At 63.7% G+C, this 18,908-nt stretch carries 18 protein-coding genes; 7 read left to right on the top strand and 11 right to left on the bottom strand.

Features of this window, described 5'->3' with window-relative positions:
• Nucleotides 1-1,098 carry a histidinol-phosphate transaminase gene (gene hisC / locus ACZ5YV_RS11210; RefSeq protein WP_464787687.1) on the bottom strand — a complete coding sequence of 366 codons (1,098 nt, stop codon included), beginning with the start codon at nt 1,096-1,098 and terminating at the stop codon, nt 1-3.
• A 41-nt stretch (nt 1,099-1,139) separates the two neighbouring features.
• Nucleotides 1,140-2,087 (bottom strand): 2-hydroxyacid dehydrogenase, encoded by a 948-nt coding sequence (locus tag ACZ5YV_RS11205; protein WP_464787686.1) that lies wholly within the window; start codon nt 2,085-2,087, stop codon nt 1,140-1,142.
• A 66-nt stretch (nt 2,088-2,153) separates the two neighbouring features.
• Here ACZ5YV_RS11205 and metX point away from each other — a divergent pair, with 66 nt between their 5' ends.
• Nucleotides 2,154-3,290, top strand: a complete 1,137-nt coding sequence (gene metX, locus ACZ5YV_RS11200) for a homoserine O-acetyltransferase MetX (protein ID WP_464787685.1) — start codon at nt 2,154-2,156, stop codon at nt 3,288-3,290.
• On the top strand, nt 3,287-3,880 hold the full coding sequence (metW, locus tag ACZ5YV_RS11195; RefSeq protein WP_464787684.1) for a methionine biosynthesis protein MetW: 594 nt from the start codon (nt 3,287-3,289) through the stop codon (nt 3,878-3,880). The genes metX and metW overlap by 4 nt, the downstream gene beginning before the upstream one ends.
• Before the next feature lie 6 nt (nt 3,881-3,886).
• Here metW and ACZ5YV_RS11190 read toward each other — a convergent pair whose 3' ends face one another.
• The 7 genes from ACZ5YV_RS11190 to rpmI all read right to left on the bottom strand — a co-directional run bounded on the left by ACZ5YV_RS11190 (nt 3,887) and on the right by rpmI (nt 11,660).
• Nucleotides 3,887-4,504, bottom strand: coding sequence for a glutathione S-transferase (locus ACZ5YV_RS11190; RefSeq protein ID WP_464787683.1), 618 nt, complete (start codon nt 4,502-4,504; stop codon nt 3,887-3,889).
• A gap of 18 nt (nt 4,505-4,522) precedes the next feature.
• Complete coding sequence (locus tag ACZ5YV_RS11185; RefSeq protein WP_464787682.1) at nt 4,523-6,088, bottom strand: peptide chain release factor 3; 1,566 nt, start codon at nt 6,086-6,088, stop codon at nt 4,523-4,525.
• Nucleotides 6,089-6,236: 148 nt separating this feature from the next.
• Nucleotides 6,237-7,118 carry an aldose 1-epimerase family protein gene (locus ACZ5YV_RS11180; RefSeq protein ID WP_464787681.1) on the bottom strand — a complete coding sequence of 294 codons (882 nt, stop codon included), beginning with the start codon at nt 7,116-7,118 and terminating at the stop codon, nt 6,237-6,239.
• 211 nt (nt 7,119-7,329) lie between these two features.
• On the bottom strand, nt 7,330-9,744 hold the full coding sequence (pheT, locus tag ACZ5YV_RS11175) for a phenylalanine--tRNA ligase subunit beta (RefSeq protein WP_464787680.1): 2,415 nt from the start codon (nt 9,742-9,744) through the stop codon (nt 7,330-7,332).
• A complete protein-coding gene (gene pheS / locus ACZ5YV_RS11170; RefSeq protein WP_464787679.1) occupies nt 9,741-10,832 on the bottom strand; it encodes a phenylalanine--tRNA ligase subunit alpha in 1,092 nt (363 codons plus the stop codon). Before pheS ends, pheT begins: the two co-directional genes overlap by 4 nt.
• A 248-nt stretch (nt 10,833-11,080) precedes the next feature.
• Complete coding sequence (gene rplT / locus ACZ5YV_RS11165) at nt 11,081-11,443, bottom strand: 50S ribosomal protein L20 (RefSeq protein WP_022682430.1); 363 nt, start codon at nt 11,441-11,443, stop codon at nt 11,081-11,083.
• A gap of 13 nt (nt 11,444-11,456) precedes the next feature.
• Nucleotides 11,457-11,660, bottom strand: coding sequence for a 50S ribosomal protein L35 (gene rpmI / locus ACZ5YV_RS11160; RefSeq protein WP_183955972.1), 204 nt, complete (start codon nt 11,658-11,660; stop codon nt 11,457-11,459).
• A 158-nt stretch (nt 11,661-11,818) separates the two neighbouring features.
• On the opposite strand from rpmI, the gene ACZ5YV_RS11155 reads away from it, so the two are divergent.
• Nucleotides 11,819-13,999, top strand: a complete 2,181-nt coding sequence (locus ACZ5YV_RS11155; RefSeq protein ID WP_464787678.1) for an AsmA family protein — start codon at nt 11,819-11,821, stop codon at nt 13,997-13,999.
• Nucleotides 14,000-14,038: 39 nt separating this feature from the next.
• Nucleotides 14,039-14,569 (top strand): O-acetyl-ADP-ribose deacetylase, encoded by a 531-nt coding sequence (locus tag ACZ5YV_RS11150; RefSeq protein ID WP_464787677.1) that lies wholly within the window; start codon nt 14,039-14,041, stop codon nt 14,567-14,569.
• A 19-nt stretch (nt 14,570-14,588) separates the two neighbouring features.
• Here ACZ5YV_RS11150 and hisN read toward each other — a convergent pair whose 3' ends face one another.
• The gene (gene hisN / locus ACZ5YV_RS11145) at nt 14,589-15,374 is read right to left on the bottom strand and encodes a histidinol-phosphatase (protein WP_464787676.1); all 786 of its coding nucleotides are present in this window, start codon (nt 15,372-15,374) and stop codon (nt 14,589-14,591) included.
• A 79-nt stretch (nt 15,375-15,453) separates the two neighbouring features.
• On the opposite strand from hisN, the gene ACZ5YV_RS11140 reads away from it, so the two are divergent.
• Together ACZ5YV_RS11140 and ACZ5YV_RS11135 are read left to right on the top strand one after the other, a co-directional pair.
• The gene (locus ACZ5YV_RS11140; RefSeq protein ID WP_464787675.1) at nt 15,454-15,882 is read left to right on the top strand and encodes a VOC family protein; all 429 of its coding nucleotides are present in this window, start codon (nt 15,454-15,456) and stop codon (nt 15,880-15,882) included.
• Between the two features lie 49 nt (nt 15,883-15,931).
• Entirely contained in the window at nt 15,932-16,171 is a 240-nt protein-coding gene (locus ACZ5YV_RS11135; protein WP_464787674.1) for a hypothetical protein, read from the top strand.
• A 27-nt stretch (nt 16,172-16,198) separates the two neighbouring features.
• Here ACZ5YV_RS11135 and ACZ5YV_RS11130 read toward each other — a convergent pair whose 3' ends face one another.
• Nucleotides 16,199-17,134, bottom strand: a complete 936-nt coding sequence (locus tag ACZ5YV_RS11130) for a ribose-phosphate pyrophosphokinase (RefSeq protein WP_449474435.1) — start codon at nt 17,132-17,134, stop codon at nt 16,199-16,201.
• A 117-nt stretch (nt 17,135-17,251) separates the two neighbouring features.
• Between ACZ5YV_RS11130 and ACZ5YV_RS11125 the strand changes: the two genes are divergently transcribed.
• A complete protein-coding gene (locus ACZ5YV_RS11125) occupies nt 17,252-18,907 on the top strand; it encodes an NAD+ synthase (RefSeq protein ID WP_464787673.1) in 1,656 nt (551 codons plus the stop codon).
• The last annotated feature ends 1 nt before the right edge of the window (nt 18,908 follow it).

The following is an 18,908-nucleotide window of genomic DNA, read 5'->3' as shown; positions in this document are numbered from 1 at the left end:
TCAGGCAGCCTCTACCATGGCGCGCAGCTTTGCCGCGACCGCGCGCACCTGCTCTTCGGTGCCGATGGTGATGCGCAGGCCGTTGGGCAGTCCTTGCCCCGGTAGCCAGCGGGTCGCAAAGCCTTCGTCCCAAAGCCCTTTCATCGCTGCCTCCGCCGTCAGCTTGCCTTCGAACAGGATGAGGATGAAATTCGCCTTGCTCGGCACTGCCCGCAGTCCGTGGTTGGACAGCGAAGCCACCTCATCGGCCAGCCATGCACGCCACTTCCGGTTATGCGTCCGGCTCGCCTCGACCCAGGCCTGATCCTTCACTGCCGCGATCGCCGCCGCCTGTCCCGCCGCGGTCACGTTGAACGGCGCGCGGATGCGGTGCAGCGCATCGATGATCTCCGCACTCGCATAGCCCCAGCCGACCCGCTCGGCGGCCAGTCCGTAGATTTTCGAGAAGGTGCGCGTGACGAAGACGTTCGCCGCCGACTTCGCCAGTTCCAGCCCCGCATCATCCTCGTCCGCGTCCAGATATTCGGCATAGGCCTGATCCAGCACGAACAATATGTCGGGCCGCAACGCCGCATGCAGCCGCGCAATCTCCTCACGCGGCGTCATCGTGCCAGTGGGGTTGTTGGGATTGGCGATAAAGACGACCTTGGTCTTCTCCGTCACGCAGGCCAGCACCGCCTCGACGTCCGTCGCATAATCCCTGTCCGGAGCGATGACCGGCGTGGCACCCACGCGCCGCGCGGCAATGTCATAGACGGAAAAGCCGTAATGGACATACAGCACCTCATCGCCCGGCCCGGCATAGGCGCTCGCGGCGATGTGCAGCAGCTCGTCGGAACCGGTGCCATAGATCACCCGCGCCGGGTCCAGCCCGTGCACCGCCGCAATGGCCTCCCGCATCTTCGCCGCGCCCGGATCGGGATAGGTCGCAAGGTCCGCCGTCGCCGCGATCAACGCCGCTCGCGCCGCCGCGCCGGTGCCCAGCGGATTCTCATTTGCGCTCAGCTTGATCAGCGGGCGCCCGTCATCGGCCGCAGCCTTGCCGGGCACATAGGGCGAAATGCCCAGAATCCATTCTTTGGGTGCAGGTTTCGTCATGGCTGGGCTTTAGCGTCATCCGCATCAAAGGCAAAGCGCTGCTAAGGCACCGGCGTCACCAGCGGCTCGCCCGCAGCCCAGGCGTCCAGATTGGCGAGCACCAGGTCCGCCATCGCCCTGCGCGTCCTTTCCGTCGCGCTCCCCTGATGCGGTTGCAGCACCACATGGTCCATCGTCAGCAGCGCCTCGGGCACATGCGGCTCCTGCGCAAATACGTCCAGTCCGGCGCCCCCGATCCGGCCATCGATCAGCGCCGCCACCAGCGCATCCTCGTCGATCACGCTCCCCCGGCTGATATTGATCAGCACGCCCTGCGGCCCCAACGCGTCCAGCATTGCCGCATCGACCAGCCTGTGCGCTTCCGGCCCGCCCGATGTCGCGACGATGATCGCCTCGCTTTCCCGCGCAAACGCGATCGGATCCGCAACATAACGGTAAGAAGTTTCGGAGGCAGCTTTGCGGTTATGATAGATAATCTCGCCCGCGACCGGCTCCAACCGCCGCGCAATCGCGCGCCCGATCCGGCCCAGCCCCAAAATCCCGATCCGCCGCCCGGTGACGCTACCGCTCAGCGGCACTTTCCCACCGCGCGCCCAACGGCCCGACCGCACTATCCGGTCATTGGCGGCGATATTGCGCACCGTCGCATAGAGCAGCCCCACGGCCAGATCCGCCACATCATCGGTAAGCACATCGGGCGTATTGCTGACGCTGATGCCCTTGGCCCGCGCATGGGCGATGTCCACCTTGTCATAGCCCACCGAAAACAGGCCGATCATCTCCAGCCGGGGCAGCGCGTCCATGATGGCGGCAGAGGCGCCAACCGCCCCGAAAGACACCAGCGCCCGTGCCTCCCGTACCTCTTCGGGCAACGCTTCGGGATCAGCCTCCGCCGCCACCGCATGCACGATGAAACGGGCCTTCAGCTGCTCCTCCAGATAAGGGGACAGGGCACCATAGGCGACGATGGGAATGCGGCTCTGGCTCATGCCCCCGTCCTAGCCCATCCCCAGCCGATTGACAGCATCCCTCCACGGTCCTAGCCCGCTTGCACCATGGCCAGCGCCTCCATCCCCGACGACAGCCGTTTCGGCCTCCGCCGCCAGGTCCGCCTGCCCGGACCCCTGCGGCTGGACAGCGGCGCGGCGCTCAGCCCCGTTGATATCGCCTATGAAACCTATGGCGCGATGAATGCGGACAAGAGCAACGCCATCCTCATCTGCCACGCGCTGACGGGCGATCAATATGTCGCATCCGACCATCCCGTCACCGGCAAGCCCGGCTGGTGGTGGCGCATGGTGGGAGAGGGGAAGCCCATCGATCCCGCGCGCCACTTCATCGTGTGCGCCAATGTCATAGGCAGCTGCATGGGTTCCAGCGGCCCCGCCAGCCTCGATCCATCGAGCAACGCCCCCTATGCGATGCGCTTCCCGGTGCTCACCATCGCCGACATGGTGCGCGCGCAGGCGCTGCTGCTCGATCATCTGGGCGTCGGCCGCCTCGCCGCTGTCATCGGTGGCTCCATGGGCGGCATGCAGGCGCTTAGCTGGCCGACCATCTTCCCAGATCGCGTGGAAAGCTGCATCGTCATCGCCTCGACCGCGCGCCACAGCGCGCAGAACATTGCCTTCCACGAAGTCGGGCGTCAGGCGATCATGGCCGATCCCAACTGGCGCGGCGGTGACTATTATACCGACGCTCAGGTGCCGAGCGCGGGCCTCGCCGTCGCGCGCATGGCCGCACACATCACCTACCTCTCCGAAGCGGGGCTCACCGAGAAATTCGGCCGCCGCCTGCAGGGGCGCGACGCCAAGACCTTCGGCTTCGACGCTGACTTCCAGGTGGAAAGCTATCTGCGCCACCAGGGCCTGAGCTTTGTCGAGCGGTTCGACGCCAACAGCTACCTCTACATCACCCGCGCCATGGATTATTATGACATTGCGGAGGATCATGGCGGCAGCCTCGCCACCGCTTTCGCCCCGTCCAAGGCGCGCTTCTGCCTGGTCAGCTTCGACACCGACTGGCTCTACCCCACGGCGGAATCTCGCATCATCGTCCACGCCCTCAACGCCAGCGGCGCGCAGGCGAGCTTCGTCGAGCTGTCCAGCCCCTTCGGCCATGACGCCTTCCTGCTCGAATGCCCGGAGCTGAACCGCGTCGTCGATGGCTTCCTCAAGGGCGGCCGCGCGTGAGCGAGACGCTTCGGCCGGATCTTGCCCTGATTGCCCGCACGGTAACGCCGGGCGCGCGCGTGCTCGACGTTGGCTGCGGCGACGGCGCGCTCATGGCCGCGCTGCGCGACACGAAACAGGTGGACGCGCGCGGGCTGGAACTGGACGCGGGCAATGTCGCCGCCGCCGTCGGCCGTGGCCTGTCAGTCGTGCAGGGCGACGCCGACACCGACTTGGCCTATTATCCCGACGCCAGCTTCGACTATGCGATCCTCAGCCAGACGTTGCAGACCACGCGCCGCCCGGACTTGGTGGTCGAGGAACTGCTCCGCATCGGCCGCCAGGCCTTCGTCTCCTTCCCCAACTTCGCCCATTGGCGCGGAAGGCTCTCGCTGCTCTGGGGCGGCCGCATGCCGGTGACGCGGCTGCTGCCCGACACCTGGTATGACACGCTCAACATCCACCACGTAACGGTCGATGATTTCCGCGCGCTGGTGAAGGATCGCGGCTGGACCATCGATGGCCAATGGTTCCTGAAGGGCGACAAGGAAACCACCCACGCGAACGCCAATCTGTTCGCCGAACACGCCGTCTTCCTGCTGCGCCGGTAAGGCGAGTTAAAGCCAGACCGCCGCGTCGCCCGGCTGCCACGCGGGCCTGCGCGTCATGGCGCGGGCAAACAACTCCGATCCCATCAGAACCCGCAGCCATGCCTGCACCCGAGGCAGGGGGTGCGCGTCAAACCATTCTGGCTCCGTACGGGCAAATTGCCGCACAAAGGGGAAAAGGGCGATATCAGCCAGCGTCCTGCGCGGTCCACACAGAAAGTCATCGTCCCCCAGCCGCGCCTCCAGCCCGTCCAACAGTTCCATCGCGCGAGCGCGGTGCTCCAACGGGTCCGAGCCATAGCGCCCCGCATATTTATAGCGATCGAGATGCTGCTTGAATGGCCCGTCATTGGCAGCGATCAACGTCGCGTCATCCCCATCCAGCCACCGCTCCGGATCATACTCCCGGAGCGCCCAGCGCATGATGTCCAGGCTCTCGTCAATCACCGCCCCGCCGGGCAGCGCCAGCACCGGCACAGTGCCTTTGGGTGAGAGCGCCAGCATGGCATCCGGCTTGTCGCGCAGCACGATCTCGCGCAGCTCCACCTGCTGCCCGCTGATGATCAGCGCCATCCGCGCCCGCATGGCATAGGGGCAGCGGCGGAAACTGTAGAGGATGGCGGTCATATCGCGCCGTCCCTGCCCTCAGCGCTCCTTGGTCGCGCTGAACCTGACCTTCGGATGCCGTTCCTGCTGGTAACCCACGTCCCAGGCGCTCTTGGCCATGAAGACCAGATTGCCGTCGCGATCCTTCGCCATATTGGAGACGTTGAACGACGCCAGATCCTTCACCGCCGCCTCCTCCCCGGAAATCCAGCGCGCGGTGTCGAAGGGCGAAGCCTCCAGCCCCGCCGCCACCTTATATTCCGCCTCCAGCCGCGAAATCAGCACGTCCAGCTGCAACTGCCCGACCACGCCGACCACCCAGCTGCTGCCGATTTCCGGATAGAAAACCTGGATAACGCCCTCTTCGGACAGATCGTCCAGCGCCTTCCTCAACTGCTTGGTCTTGGTCGGGTCCTTCAGCGCCACGCGCCGCAATATTTCCGGCGCAAAGTTCGGCAAACCCGTAAAGCGCACCCCCGCCTTCTCGCTGAGCGTATCGCCGACCCGCAACGTCCCATGATTGGGAATGCCGATAATGTCGCCGGGAAAAGCCTCATCCGCAATCTCGCGGTCCTGCGCGAAGAAGAGGATCGGCGAATGCACCGCGATCGGCTTGCCCGACCCGCTCGGCGTCAGCTTCATGCCCCGCCGGAACTTGCCCGAACACAGCCGCATGAAGGCGATCCGGTCACGATGCTGTGGGTCCATATTGGCCTGCACCTTGAAGATGAAGCCGGTGACTTCGCTATTCTCCGGCTCCACCGGCGCGGGCTCAGCGGGCTGCGCGCGCGGCGGCGGCGCATGGGCCGCGAGCGCGTCGATCAGCTCGGTGACACCGAACAGCTTCAGCGCCGACCCAAAATAAACCGGCGTCAGGTCGCCATGCCGATAGGCGGCAAGGTCGAAATCGGCATAGCCACCGACCGCCAGCTCGGCCTCTTCCCGCAGCTTCTCCAGCCCTCGAGCGGAAATATGCTCGGCCAGCGCATCGTCATCAATGCCCTCGACAAACACTTCCTTGCCCTCAAACTCCTTGGAAGCGCCGGACGGCTGGCGCAGCCGGTTCTTGGCGAAATCGTAAATCCCCTCAAACTCGCCGCCCATGCCGACCGGCCAGCTCATCGGGCACACGTCCAGCGCCAGAGCGTCCGCGACCTCGTCCAGCAGGGCAAAGGTGTCGCGACCCTCCCGGTCCACCTTGTTGACGAAGGTGATGATCGGCACGTTGCGCAACCGGCACACTTCGAACAGTTTGCGCGTCTGCGGCTCGATGCCCTTCGCGGCGTCGATCACCATCACCGCCGAATCGACGGCAGTCAGCGTGCGATAGGTATCTTCGGAAAAATCCTCATGCCCCGGCGTATCGAGCAGGTTGAACGTGATGCCGTCCCGCTCGAACGTCATGACCGAGCTGGTTACGGAAATGCCGCGCTGCTGCTCGATCTTCATCCAGTCCGACCGCGCGCGCCGGTTCGCGCCCCGCGCCTTGACCTCACCGGCCAGATGGATCGCGCCGCCCTCCAGCAGCAGCTTTTCGGTCAGCGTGGTCTTACCCGCGTCAGGATGGGAAATGATCGCGAAGGTACGGCGGGATGGGATGGTCATGGCGGGCCATATAGCGTGTCGTGCGAGATTCGCCAGCGCGCCGCCATGGGGCACGCGTTCCTGCGAAGGCAGGAACCCAGTCCCGACGCCGCATAAACCCACTGAGCCTGGAACTGGGCTCCTGCCTTCGCAGGAGCGCACCGGCTTTTCAGCCCTCAGCCACAGTCACGTCCATGCGGAACCGCCGTTCATCCCCCGGCAGCAGGCGCATGATACCCTGCTTGTTCCAGACATCTCCCTCGAACCCGACCAAATCAGCCATCCCCGCCCAAGGCTCGACGCACAGATAAGGCGCGCCCGGCTTCTGCCACAGCCCCAACCAGGGTGTATCGGGAAAGTCGATCTTCAACCGCGTCCGCCGCGGCACGCCCCAATACAGGCTGTCGCTCTCCAACTCGTCCCAGATCAGCGCATCGCCCTCGAACATCGCACGGGTGGGATGCAGGACCTTGCCCTTCACCGGAGATGCCACGCTTTCCCGCGCGATCAGGCCCGGCTCGTCCCCCACCTTCCGGATCGGCGCGAGCTCCGCCTTCTCAAACTCCACGACATGCGCCTCTGCCGCGCCGCCATAGGGCAGCGGCCACGCAAAGGCCGGGTGATAGCCAAAGGAAAAGGGCATGTCCGCCTCGCCCCTGTTCGCAACGGTGGCCGTCATCATCAACGTGCCGCCCGCGACCGCGAACTGCATGTCCAACCGAAAGTCGAACGGATAGACCGCCCGCGTCGCCGCATCCGCCTCCAGCCGGAAGACCACCGATTCCGGCAAATGCTCAATCTGCGCAAAGGCCATGCGCCGGGCAAAGCCATGCTGCGGCATCGGAAAGTCACGCCCGTCCAGCCGATATACGTCGCCGCGCGAGCGCCCGACAAAGGGAAAGAGCAAAGGCGCATGCCCCGTCCACCAGCGCGGATCAGCATCGGTCATCAGCTCGCGGCCCTGCGCGTCCGTGAGCGACCACAGTTCCGCACCCAAGGGATTGATGCTGGCGGTGAGCCCATCCGAAGCGATCGTCACCAACTCGTCCACCGCACACCCCCTGTATGATGTTCACTGGGTCCATCAAGATCGTCACCCCGGACTTGATCCGGGGTCCCGCTTCCTCGCTCGCATGGCTGAAGACAAGCGGGGTCCCGGGTCAAGCCCGGGGTGACGGCAAGGGAACTGCCGCAGGTTCAGCCCTTCCCTACCCCGTTCGTTTCGAGCGAAGTGGAGAAACGCTTAACTGCGAGCCGCCGAGTTACCCCCGCAACGCCGCCCCCAGCTTCTCCGCCGCCTTCACCACCGCAACGCTGATCGCATCCAGCTCCTCCTGAGAAAAGCTCTTCTCCCCAGGCTGCAACGTCACCTCAATGGCCAGGCTCTTGCGCCCGTCGTCCACGCCCGGCCCGACAAATACATCGAACAGTCGCGCATCGACAATCGCCTTCTTGTCCGCGCCTCTGACCGCACGAACCAGCGCATCCGCCTCGACCGCCTCATCCACGACAAAGGCAAAGTCCCGCTTTACTGCCTGCAGCGCGGGCGGCGCATAGGGCGCACGCATGAAGCCATTCTTCCGCTTCGCTGGAATCGCGTCGAGGAAGATCTCGCCGGCAACCACCACGCCGGTCAAACCAAATTGCTTAGCCAGCGAAGGATGCAGCACGCCGAATTCGGCCAGCACCACCTTAGGCCCCAGCCGCAACGTTCCCGACTGCCCCGGATGATAAGCACCCGAAGCGTCGCCAAAGCTCTGCAGGTTCGCGACTGGCGCTCCAGCGGCGGAAAGCAGTGCGATCACCTCGGCCTTCGCATCAAAGGCGGTGAAGGCCTGCGCCTTCCCCGTCTCCCATCCACGCGGCGTCTTCTCGCCTGCCAGCACGAATCCAGCCGTCGCCCGCTCCTTATCGGAGAAATAGCGCCGCCCCAGTTCGAACAGCCGCACCGAAGCCGCGCCCCGGTCCATATTCCGCCGCGCCGCGGACAGCAGCCCCGGAAGCAGCGAAGGCCGCATGACCTTCAGATCTTCGGAAATCGGATTGGCGAGCGTCCAGTCGCCGCCCCCCACGGAAGCCGCTTCCTTCTCGGAAATGAAGGACCAGTTGATCGCCTCGGCCAGCCCGCGCGCCGCCGCCGTCCGCCGCACCCGCCGTTCGACCAGCTGTTCCGCTGTCGCCGTCGGCCGCGCCACACCGGGCATGCGGGGCAGGGGAGTGGACGGCACCTGATCCAATCCGACGATCCTTACGACCTCCTCGACCAGATCGGGCCAGCCATCGACATCCCGCCGCCAGCTTGGCACGCCGACCATCCAATGCGCCGACGTCGTCACCGGCATGCCATCTTCATATTCGAATGTGGCGTCATGTGCTTCCACGCCAAAGCCCAGGCTTTCCAATATGCGGCGCTGCTCATCATCGCCGACATAAACGCCAGCCAGCGTCAGGCATTGTGACGGTTCGTAGCGGATGACTTTGTTGGCGGCGGGCGGGGTGCCGGTGCGCGTAGCCTCGCTAGCACTGCCGCCGCACAGCTTCACCACCAGATCGGTTGCGATCGACAGGCCATCGTCGAGGAAAGCCGGGTCAACCCCGCGCTCGAACCGTCCACGCGCGTCGCTGGTCAGGGCCAGCTTCTGCCCCGTCACCGCGATCCGCTCCGGCGTGAAATAGGCGCATTCGATCAGCACATCGGTCGTGGCTTCCGTCGCGCCCGAATGTTCGCCGCCCATGATGCCGCCGATATCGTGCACCGCCTCATCGTCAGCGATGACGGTCATCGTCTCATCGACCGTGTAGGTCTTGCCGTTGAGCGCCACCACCTCTTCGCCAGCCTTGCCCCGGCGCGCCGTCAATGGCCCTTTCAGCGTGGCCATGTCATAGACATGCAGCGGACGCCCAAGATCGATCATCAGATAATTGGTGATATCGACCAGCGTGCTGATCGGCTTCTGCCCAATGGCCTTGAGCCGCTTCGCCATCCATTCAGGGGATTGGCCATTGCTGACGCCCCGCACCGTCCGCGCGAAGAAAGCCGGACAGCCATCCGCATCCTCGATCCGCACATCCGGCCCCGGACCCACGCCCTCTACAGCCGGTATGATGATAGGATTGAGCGTCCCCAATCCCGCCGCCGCCAGATCCCGCGCAATCCCCCGTACGCCCATGCAGTCCTGGCGATTAGGTGTTATACTCACATCAATCACCGGGTCGTCCAGCCCCGCCCACCGGGCATAGACCTCACCCACCGGAGAATCCGCGTTTAATTCGATAATTCCTTCATGATCTTCGCCCAGTTCCAGTTCCCGGAACGAACACATCATGCCGTTGGACTCGACCCCGCGAATGGCGGTCTTCTTCAAAACCATGCCATTCACCGGCACCACCGCGCCCTCGGTCCCGAACACGCCAACCAACCCGGCGCGGGCGTTGGCAGCACCGCAAACGACCTGAAGGGCGCCATCGCCCGCATCCACGGTCAGCACCTGCAACTTGTCCGCCTGCGGATGCGGTTCCGCCGTTAGCACCCTGGCGATGCGGAAAGCGTCCAGCTTTTCCGCCGGATTCTCCACGCCCTCGACCTCCAGGCCGATGTTCGTCAGGCCCTTAAGGATCGTCGGCAGGTCCGCATCGGTATTGAGGTGGGTCTTGAGCCAGCTCAGCGTGAACTTCATGCGCCCACTCCTCCGCTCAGCGTCGGCACGTCCAGCGCCGAGAAGCCATAATGTCTCAGCCAGCGCAGGTCGCCGTCGAAGAAAGCGCGCAAGTCGTTCATCCCATATTTCAGCATCGCAAGCCGATCGACGCCAGTGCCAAAGGCAAAGCCCTGCCACTCATCCGGGTCCAGCCCGCATGCCTCGATCACCCGGCGGTTGACCATGCCGCTGCCCAGCACTTCCAGCCAGCCGCCGCCCTGCGCATCGCCATCGCCGCCAATCACCCGCTGGCCGTTGGTGAGCGTGTAGCCGACGTCCACCTCAACCGAAGGCTCGGTAAAGGGGAAGTAGCTCGGCCGCAGCCGCAAAACGATATCGTCACGCTCGAAGAAAGCCTTAAGGAAAGTCTCCAGCGTCCATTTGAGGTGGCCCAGGGTAATGCCCTTGTCGATCACCAGCCCCTCGATCTGGTGGAACATCGGCGTATGCGTCGCATCGCTGTCCGACCGATAGACCCGTCCCGGCGCGATGATGCGGATCGGCGGCTCACCATTCATCATCGTCCGGATCTGCACCGGCGAAGTATGGGTGCGCAGCACCCTCGGTTCCACGCCTTCTTCGGCGCGCAGATAGAAGGTATCATGCATCGCTCGCGCCGGGTGCGTTTCCGGCATGTTGAGCGCCGTGAAATTATGCCATTGATCCTCGACCTCCGGCCCTGTCGCGACGGAGAAGCCAAGGTCCGCGAAAATCTCTGCCAGTTCATCCATGACCTGGCTCACCGGATGCACCGACCCCTGCGCGCCGAGATCAGCGGGCAAGGTCATGTCGATCTTTTCCGCCGCAAGCTTCGCGTCGAGGGCCGCCTGCTCCAGCGCCGCCTTCCGCTCGGCCAGCGCAGCCGTCACGCTTTCCCGCAAATCCTGGATCGGCGGTCCCTTCTCCAGCCGCTCCTCGGGGCTCATCGGCCCCAATGTCTTGAGCAGCCCCGTCACGACGCCATTCTTGCCCATGGCCCCAACGCGCAGGGCTTCAAGCGCGTCGAGCGTGTCGGCGGCATTGATGTCGGCGATCAGGCCGGCTTTCAGATTGGCAATTTCACTCATGAGTATTCATCATTCCCGCGAAGGCGAAATATTGAGCGCGCCTTAGCCGGGCGCGAGCGCCAAGGAAAGGGTCAGACCCGCGCGCCTAGCAGCGCACCGCCAAAGCCGATGAACAGCAAGCCTGTCCCCCCGATAGCGCTAGCTTCTCGACTTCGCTCGAAGCGAACCGGAGATGCTGAACAAAACAAAAAGGGCGCCGAAGGCATCTGCCCCGGCGCCCCTTGGACGATCTTTCGACCGTTCTATGCTCAGGCCGCGGGCAGCGCAGCCTTCGCCTGGGCGATGATGGCGCTAAACGCCTCGCCTTCGTGCATCGCAATGTCGGCCAGGACCTTGCGGTCCAGATCGACGCCGGCCAGCTTCAGGCCGTGCATGAACTGCGAATAGGTCAGGCCCTCGGCGCGGACGCCAGCGTTGATGCGCTGGATCCACAGGCCACGGAAGGTACGCTTCTTGACCTTGCGGTCGCGATAAGCGTACTGGCCGGCCTTTTCGACGGCCTGGCGAGCGATACGGATCGTATTCTTGCGACGGCCATAATAGCCCTTCGCCTGATCCAGAATCCTCTTATGCTTCGCCTTGGTGGTCGTACCACGTTTTACGCGTGCCATGTGCCTCTACTCCTTACTTCAGGCCGTAGGGCGCCCAGAGGCGCACGTGAGCGACATCGGAATCCGACAGCACGGACGTGCCGCGGTTCTGGCGAATATATTTTGCGTTGTGGCTGATCAGGCGGTGACGCTTGCCAGCGACGCCGTGCTTGACCTTGCCGGAAGCGGTGAACTTGAAGCGCTTCTTCACACCGCTCTTGGTCTTGAGCTTGGGCATTTTCGTCTCCTTTTTCAGCGCGACGATTACGGACAGCCACGGCAGCCCTAGTTAGCCGGGCGGTCCTTCCAAATATCGCGAAGGGGCGCGCATAATCGGCCAGCCGCCGGAAAGCAAGGTGATTCGGACCCAAAGCAGGGGAAGGGCGTTCTTGCGCCATGGCCGACGCCGATCCCCTGCGGCCGGGCACCCCGGCGACATCGGCTCCTGCGCCCGACAGCGGGGCAGGAGGCGTTGGCCATTATTGGGCCTCCGCGCGTCAGAAATGGCGCAATGTTCCTCTACCGTTGCGTATCATCGCCTATATTGTCGGGCTGATCTTCCTGCTGTGGCTGATTCTGTTCATCACGAAGGGCCGTTTCCTCAAGCATCCTTTCGAGCGCTTCCTCACCAGTCGGCTGGAGCGCCCGGTCAAGGTCGGTGGTGACTTCCAACTCTATTTCGCGCCCATCACGATCAAGTTTCGCGCCGAAGGAATGACGATCGCCAATACGCCCTGGGCGAGCAGGCCGCACTTCTTCCATTCAGATCTTATCGATACCCGGATCGCGCCGTTTAGCCTGATCTTCGGCGACAAATATCGCGTTCGTTGGCTTGAGCTTCGCAACGCCGCCGCTGACCTGGAATGGTCGAGGGACGGCAAGAGCAATACATGGACCTTCGGTGACCCGAATAAGAAGGGAGAACCGCTCAATCTTCCGCTCGTGCGCCGGGCGCTGCTTGCCGGAACGACGTTGCGCTATCGCGACCCCCGGATGCAGTTGTCCACCGACATAAGCTTTGAAACGGTAAAGGCGCAGGACACGCGCTTCGCGAGTGACATCCGCTTCTCCGGCGACGGCACCATGCGCAACCGCCCCTTCACTCTGCGTGGCGGTCTGCTCTCGCCCAACGAAACCGTCACGGGCGGAAAGAACAGGCTCGCGCTCCACGCACAGTCCGGGCCGACAATCCTGGAGGTCAGCGGAACCTTGCCGGGCGCGACCGAAATTGAGGGAGCCGACCTGCGGCTGCTGACGCGCGGTCCCAATCTTGCCCTGCTGTTCGACTTTCTGGGCGTTGCCATCCCCGAAACCCGCACTTACCGCTTCACCTCCGCGCTTACCAAGCAGGGTGGAGAATGGCGCTTCACCCATCTTAAGGGCCGGTTTGGAGACAGCGACCTTTCCGGGCGCATGACTGTATCGCTGCCTGACAGTCGCCTGCGCTTAAAGGCTGACCTCGCCACCCGCACCCTCGATATTATCGATGTGGGTCCCTTCATCGGCTATAATCCCCAAAAGTTGGAAGCGCAGGGCGCCAGTGGCGCGATCGAAAATGTCGGCGGCAGGCCCCGTATCCTCCCGGACGCACCGCTCAGGGTAGAGACACTGCGCAACTTCGACGCCAATGTCCGTTACGATGTGCGTCAGGTCAGGGCGCCCAACGTGCCCATTTCCAATATCGGTCTTACGCTAGCGCTGGAGCGCAGCCTGCTTACGCTTTCGCCGCTCACCTTCGACATGTCCGGCGGGCATGTCAGTTCGGACATAGAGATAAACGCGCGGGCTCAGCCGGTGCGTACGCGCTACGATGTGCGCCTGTCGCCGACACCCATGGGCAAGCTCCTCGGCCGTTGGGGTGTCGAGGAATCGGGGACCACCGGCATTATCAAGGCGCGGGCGGAAATGACGGGCATGGGCAATACGGTGCATGATTCGCTTAGTACCGCCAATGGCAGGATCGCGGTCATCCTGCCTGCGGGCACCATGTGGGCGCGCAATGTTCAGCTGGCCGAACTGGACGTGGGCACCTTCATCACGAAAATGTTTGAGAAGAAGCTGAAGCAACCTGTCCAGATCAATTGCGGCCTCATCGCCTTCACCGTTCGCAACGGCATCGCGGCGGCGGACCCGATCATCATCGATACCAAGAAGAACGTCATGCTTGGACGAGGCGGCTTCTCCTTCCGCAACGAGAGCCTCGATCTCGCTTTCCGCGCGGACGGTAAGAAGTTCAGCCTGTTTTCCGGCCAGTCGCCGGTCGGCATCACGGGCTATTTCGCAAAGCCTGGCATCAACGTCATCAGTCCTGAACTGATCGCGCGCGGCGGTGCGGCGGCGGCGCTGGGGATCGTGGCGAGCCCACTCGCTGCCGTGCTGGCCTTTGTCGATGTGGGGGACGCCAAGAGTGCGGCGTGCGGCCCCGTCCTGGCAGGCGCGACCGCCACGGCGCAGAGGACGAAGGGTGGGAAGCCCCGAGATGACGTGGGCCGGGGCACAACGTCAAAGGAAGAGTCCGGCAAGGCCAGCGCTACGGAAGAAAAGAAGCAGAAGAAGAAGTTTCTGGGGATTTTCTAGGGTACTGCTGCGAAGGTAATTCATCGAGAGGGGCTGCGTATGATCTTCGGCACAGCCTGCTGGCAAATCCGAACTGGCGACATCACCCGTTGCGCGACGGACGCGATCGTCAACGCCGCCAATAGTTCCCTGCTGGGGGGCGGCGGTGTGGATGGTGCGATCCATCGGGTGGCCGGGCCTGAACTGCTCGCCGAATGCCGCAGGTTGGGCGGCTGTCCAGTAGGGGAGGCGCGGATCACGCGCGGCTACAGCCTGCCTGCTGCGCATGTCATTCATACCGTCGGTCCGGTATGGCGGGGCGGGGCTTCGGGCGAGAGCCAGTTGCTCGCCAATTGCTACCGATCATCGCTCGATCTGGCGCGGGAGCATAGCCTCCGCAGTATAGCCTTCCCCGCCATCTCCACCGGCATTTATGGCTATCCGAAAGAACGAGCCTCTCGGGTCGCGGCGCAGACGGTGCAGGAACGGCTTGCTGTTTTCCCGTCGGCCTTCGACATCATCCTGTTTGTCTGCTTCGATGACGAGAGCGCGCGCATATATGCCGAAGCCGTAACGGCGCTGGCCGCCTGAAACATCAATGCCTGAAACATCAATGAGCGTGATGTCCTTCGGCAAGCGCTTCCAGCACATCGTCCAGCCGAGCAGGATCGCCGATCGCGATAACCTGTCCGTCGCTTTCCGCCGTGATGGGGTCGCCCGCCCAATCGCACATCCGTCCACCTGCGCCTTCCACGACCGGGACGAGCGCGGCAATGTCGTGCAGCTTCAACCCGGCTTCCACGACGATATCGACATGGCCCGACGCGATAAGGCCGTAATTATAACAGTCGCCGCCCCAGACCGTGTCGCGGCACTGGCCCGCCAGCCGCGAGAAATGCTCGCCGGTGCAGCCCGGGAAATATTGCGGCCCAGTGCTGGCGACGATCGCTTCTTCAAGCGATCGGCAACTGCGGGCGGTGACGGGTGCGCCGTTGAAGGTCGTGGGCTGACCCATCATACCTGCCCAGCGTTCCTGCGCGATCGGCTGGTCGATGATGCCGATGGTCGGCCATCCCGCCTCAGTCAGCGCGATAAGCGTGCCAAAGATCGGCCGTCCCGCAATGAAGCTGCGCGTGCCGTCGATCGGGTCGAGGATCCAGACGCGCTCCGCGTCTTCGCGTATCGCTCCATATTCCTCCCCGATGATGCCGTCCTGGGGGCGTTCCTTTTCCAGGATGGCTCGGATCGCTGCTTCCGCCGCCCGATCAGCCTCGGTCACCGGCGACTGGTCCGACTTGAATTCCATGTCGTATCGCGCGCGGAAAAAGGGCCGGATCGCCGCTGCGGCGGCGTCGGCGAGGCGGTGGGCAAGGGTCAGGTCATCGCGGGTCGTCATCGCTCCCGCCTAGCCGGAAAGCACTTGCTGCGCTAGGCTTTGCCAACCTGTTCCTGATCGCGATGAAGGAGGGAAAAACATGCCTGGCTCCCCACTGATTCCCGGCCTCCGCTATGCCGATGCTCCAGCGGCTATAAACTTCCTGCAAGATGCTTTCGGCTTTGCATTGCACGCCTGTTATGAGGACGAAGCCGACCCGCACATCATCCACCATGCGCAGCTGATATTGGGCGAAGGCATGGTCATGCTGGGCAGCGCGCGCGATGGCGAGGCCGAGTCGCTCTACAGCTGGACTACGCCGCGCGATCTGGGCGGTGTCACGGCCTGCATCTATGTGGTGGTCCCGGATGCCGACGCCCACTGCCTCCATGCCCGCAATCAAGGCGCGGTGGTGGTGAACGAGCCGCATGATAATCAAGGCTATCCCGGACGCGGCTACGAGGCGCTCGATCCGGAAGGCAATCTCTGGAGCTTCGGCACCTATGATCCTTGGGCAGCCGCCGTTTAAGCTTCGTCAATCCGCGCCGTTTATCGCTTCGTATCGGAAGGGAATCGTTGTGGCGCTGATCGGCTGGATCTTGAGTTTCGCGGCCTTGTTGGGCGCTCTCGCCATGCGGCAGGACGCGCCCGTCGGCGGGTCAGCTGTCCTTTCCAACATGCTCCTGCTGCTGGCGCTGCTCGCCTGCCCGATGCTCTGGCGGGAAAAGCCGCTCGGCATTTCCCGCGCTCAGAAGGTCGTTGGCGGACTGATCCTGCTATTCTGCTTGCCCATAGTGTTGCTGCCGGGCGCCTCTTAGAAGTCGCGCGGCGCAACTTGTTGGTGCTTAGTCGAACAGGCTGGAAACCGAGCTTTCGTCCGCAATCCGCTTGATCGCTTCGCCCAGCAGCGGGGCAATCGGCAGGTGACGGATGCTCTTGGCAGTGCACACCGTGTCCGTGCCCTGGATCGAATCGGTGATCACCAGTTCCTTGAGTTCCGACGCCTCGACGCGCGCAACCGCGCCACCCGACAGCACGCCATGGCTCACATAGGCGACCACTTCTTCCGCGCCCGCAGCCTTCAGCGCCCCGGCCGCGTTGCACAGCGTACCGGCCGAATCGACGATATCGTCGATTAGGACGCAGAAGCGGCCCTTCACGTCGCCGATTATGTTCATCACCTCCGACTCGCCAGCGCGCTCGCGGCGCTTGTCGACGATGGCGAGCGGGGCGTTGTCCAGCCGCTTGGCCAGCGCGCGGGCGCGCACAACGCCGCCTACGTCCGGTGACACGACCATCAGGTTGCGATCGCCAAAACGTGCCTGGATATCGGCCGACATGACCGGCGCGCCAAAGAGATTGTCGGTCGGAATGTCGAAAAAGCCCTGGATTTGCCCCGCGTGCAGATCAACCGACAGAACGCGGTCAGCGCCCGCCGTCGTGATCAGGTTCGCCACCAGCTTGGCCGAGATCGGCGTGCGCGGGCCGGGCTTCCGGTCCTGCCGGGCATAGCCGAAATAAGGAACCACCGCAGTGATTCGCTTGGCCGACGCGCGCTTCAGCGCATCGATCATGATCAGCAATTCCATGAGATTGTCGTTCGTCGGATAAGCCGTCGATTGAATGACGAACACGTCCTCACCACGGACATTCTCGTGAATTTCCACGAAAACTTCCTCATCCGCGAAGCGGCGGACGCTCGCGTCGGTCAGCGGGATCTCGATATAATCTGCAATTGCGGCCGCAAGCGGCTTGTTGGAATTGCCGGTCATGAGTTTCATGGCCAAACCCCTGTGACGATTGGATGACGGTGCGCGAAACGCGGCCCCTTTAGCCGCGCTTGCCCTCACTGGAAAGGCGCTTTTGCGCAGGGGGGCAAAATGGACTAGGGCGCGGGCATGACCGACAAACTCGTGATCGCCCTTGCCCAGATGACACAGAGCGTGGGCGACCTGAAGACTAATGCGGACGCGATGCTCCAATGGCGAGCGCGCGCAGCCGGTGCCGACCTCATCGTCTTCCCCGAGCTTCAACTGATCGGCTACCCGCCCGAAGACCTGGTGCTGAAGCCTGCATTGGTCGATCGCGCCAACCATGAACTGGATCGTCTGGCCCAGGCGACAGCGGACGGCGGCCCCGCGATGCTGGTCGGCACCGTGGTCGCGTCGCAAGGCGTGTTGTTCAATGTCGTCGCCTTGCTGGAAGAGGGCGCCGTCACCGCCATCCGCCAGAAGCGCGAGCTGCCCAATTATGGCACGTTCGATGAAAAGCGCCTGTTCGCGCCCGGCCCGCTGCCCGCGCCCATCGACTTCAAAGGCGTGAAGATCGGCGTGCCGATCTGCGAGGATATCTGGTTCCCCTTCGTCACCGCCCATCTGCGGGCCGAAGGGGCGGAAATCCTCATCAGCCCCAATGGCAGCCCGTTCGAAGTCGACAAGGATGACCGCCGCATCAACGCCGTCGCTGGTACACGCGTGCGCGAAACCGGCCTGCCGCTCGTCTATCTGAACCGCGTCGGCGGCCAGGATGAACTGGTGTTCGACGGCGCCTCCTTTGTCATGGGCGCCGACCGCGGCATCGCCCATCAACTCGCCGACTGGGAGGAAGCGCTCGTCCTCACCCATTGGGAAAAATGGGAAGGCCAGTGGGTCTGCATTCCCGGCGATCGGCATGAACTCGATAGCCGCCCGGCCGACATTTATAATGCGATGGTGCTCGGCCTGCGCGACTATGTGAACCGCAACGGCTTTCCCGGTGTCGTCCTCGGCCTGTCAGGCGGCATCGACTCAGCGCTGTCGGCAGCGGTGGCTGTGGACGCCCTTGGGCCGGAGCGCGTCTGGAGCGTCATGATGCCGTCGCGCTTCACCAGCCAGGACAGTCTGGACGATGCCGTCGAATGCGCCCGCCTGCTCGGCATCCGCTACGACACGATCCCGATCGAGCCTGCCGTGACGGCTTTCGATACGATGCTGGCCGATGCTTTCGCGGGGCGGCAGCGCGACCTTACCGAAGAAAATCTCCAGTCCCGCATTCGTGGCGTGACGCTGATGGGCCTGTCGAACAAGTTCGGCCACATGCTGCTGACCACCGGGAACAAGAGCGAGATGTCGGTCGGCTACGCCACCATCTATGGCGACATGGCGGGCGGCTATTCGGTGTTGAAGGACGCCTACAAGACCACCGTCTTCGACCTCAGCCGTTGGCGCAACGAGCATGTCTCATCACTCGGCCTTGGCCCATCCGGTCCGGTCATGCCCGAACGCGTGATCACCAAGCCGCCGAGCGCGGAATTGCGTGAGGATCAGAAGGATGAGGATAGCCTGCCACCCTATGAGGTGCTGGACCCGATCCTCTACGGCCTCGTGGAGGAAGAACTGTCAGTCGAGCAGCTTGTCGCGCGCGGCTTCGACAAGGATGTGGTCGCCCGCATCGAACGCCTCCTCTATGTCGCCGAATATAAGCGGCGCCAATCCCCTCCGGGCGTGAAGCTCGGCATGCGCAATTTCGGGCGTGATCGCCGCTATCCGATCACTAACGCTTTCCGGACCCTTTAAG

This window comes from Sphingobium sp. TomTYG46, from assembly GCF_055396345.1.
Note: the sequence above shows the minus strand (reverse complement) of the source record. Positions and strands in the feature narration are given on the sequence as shown.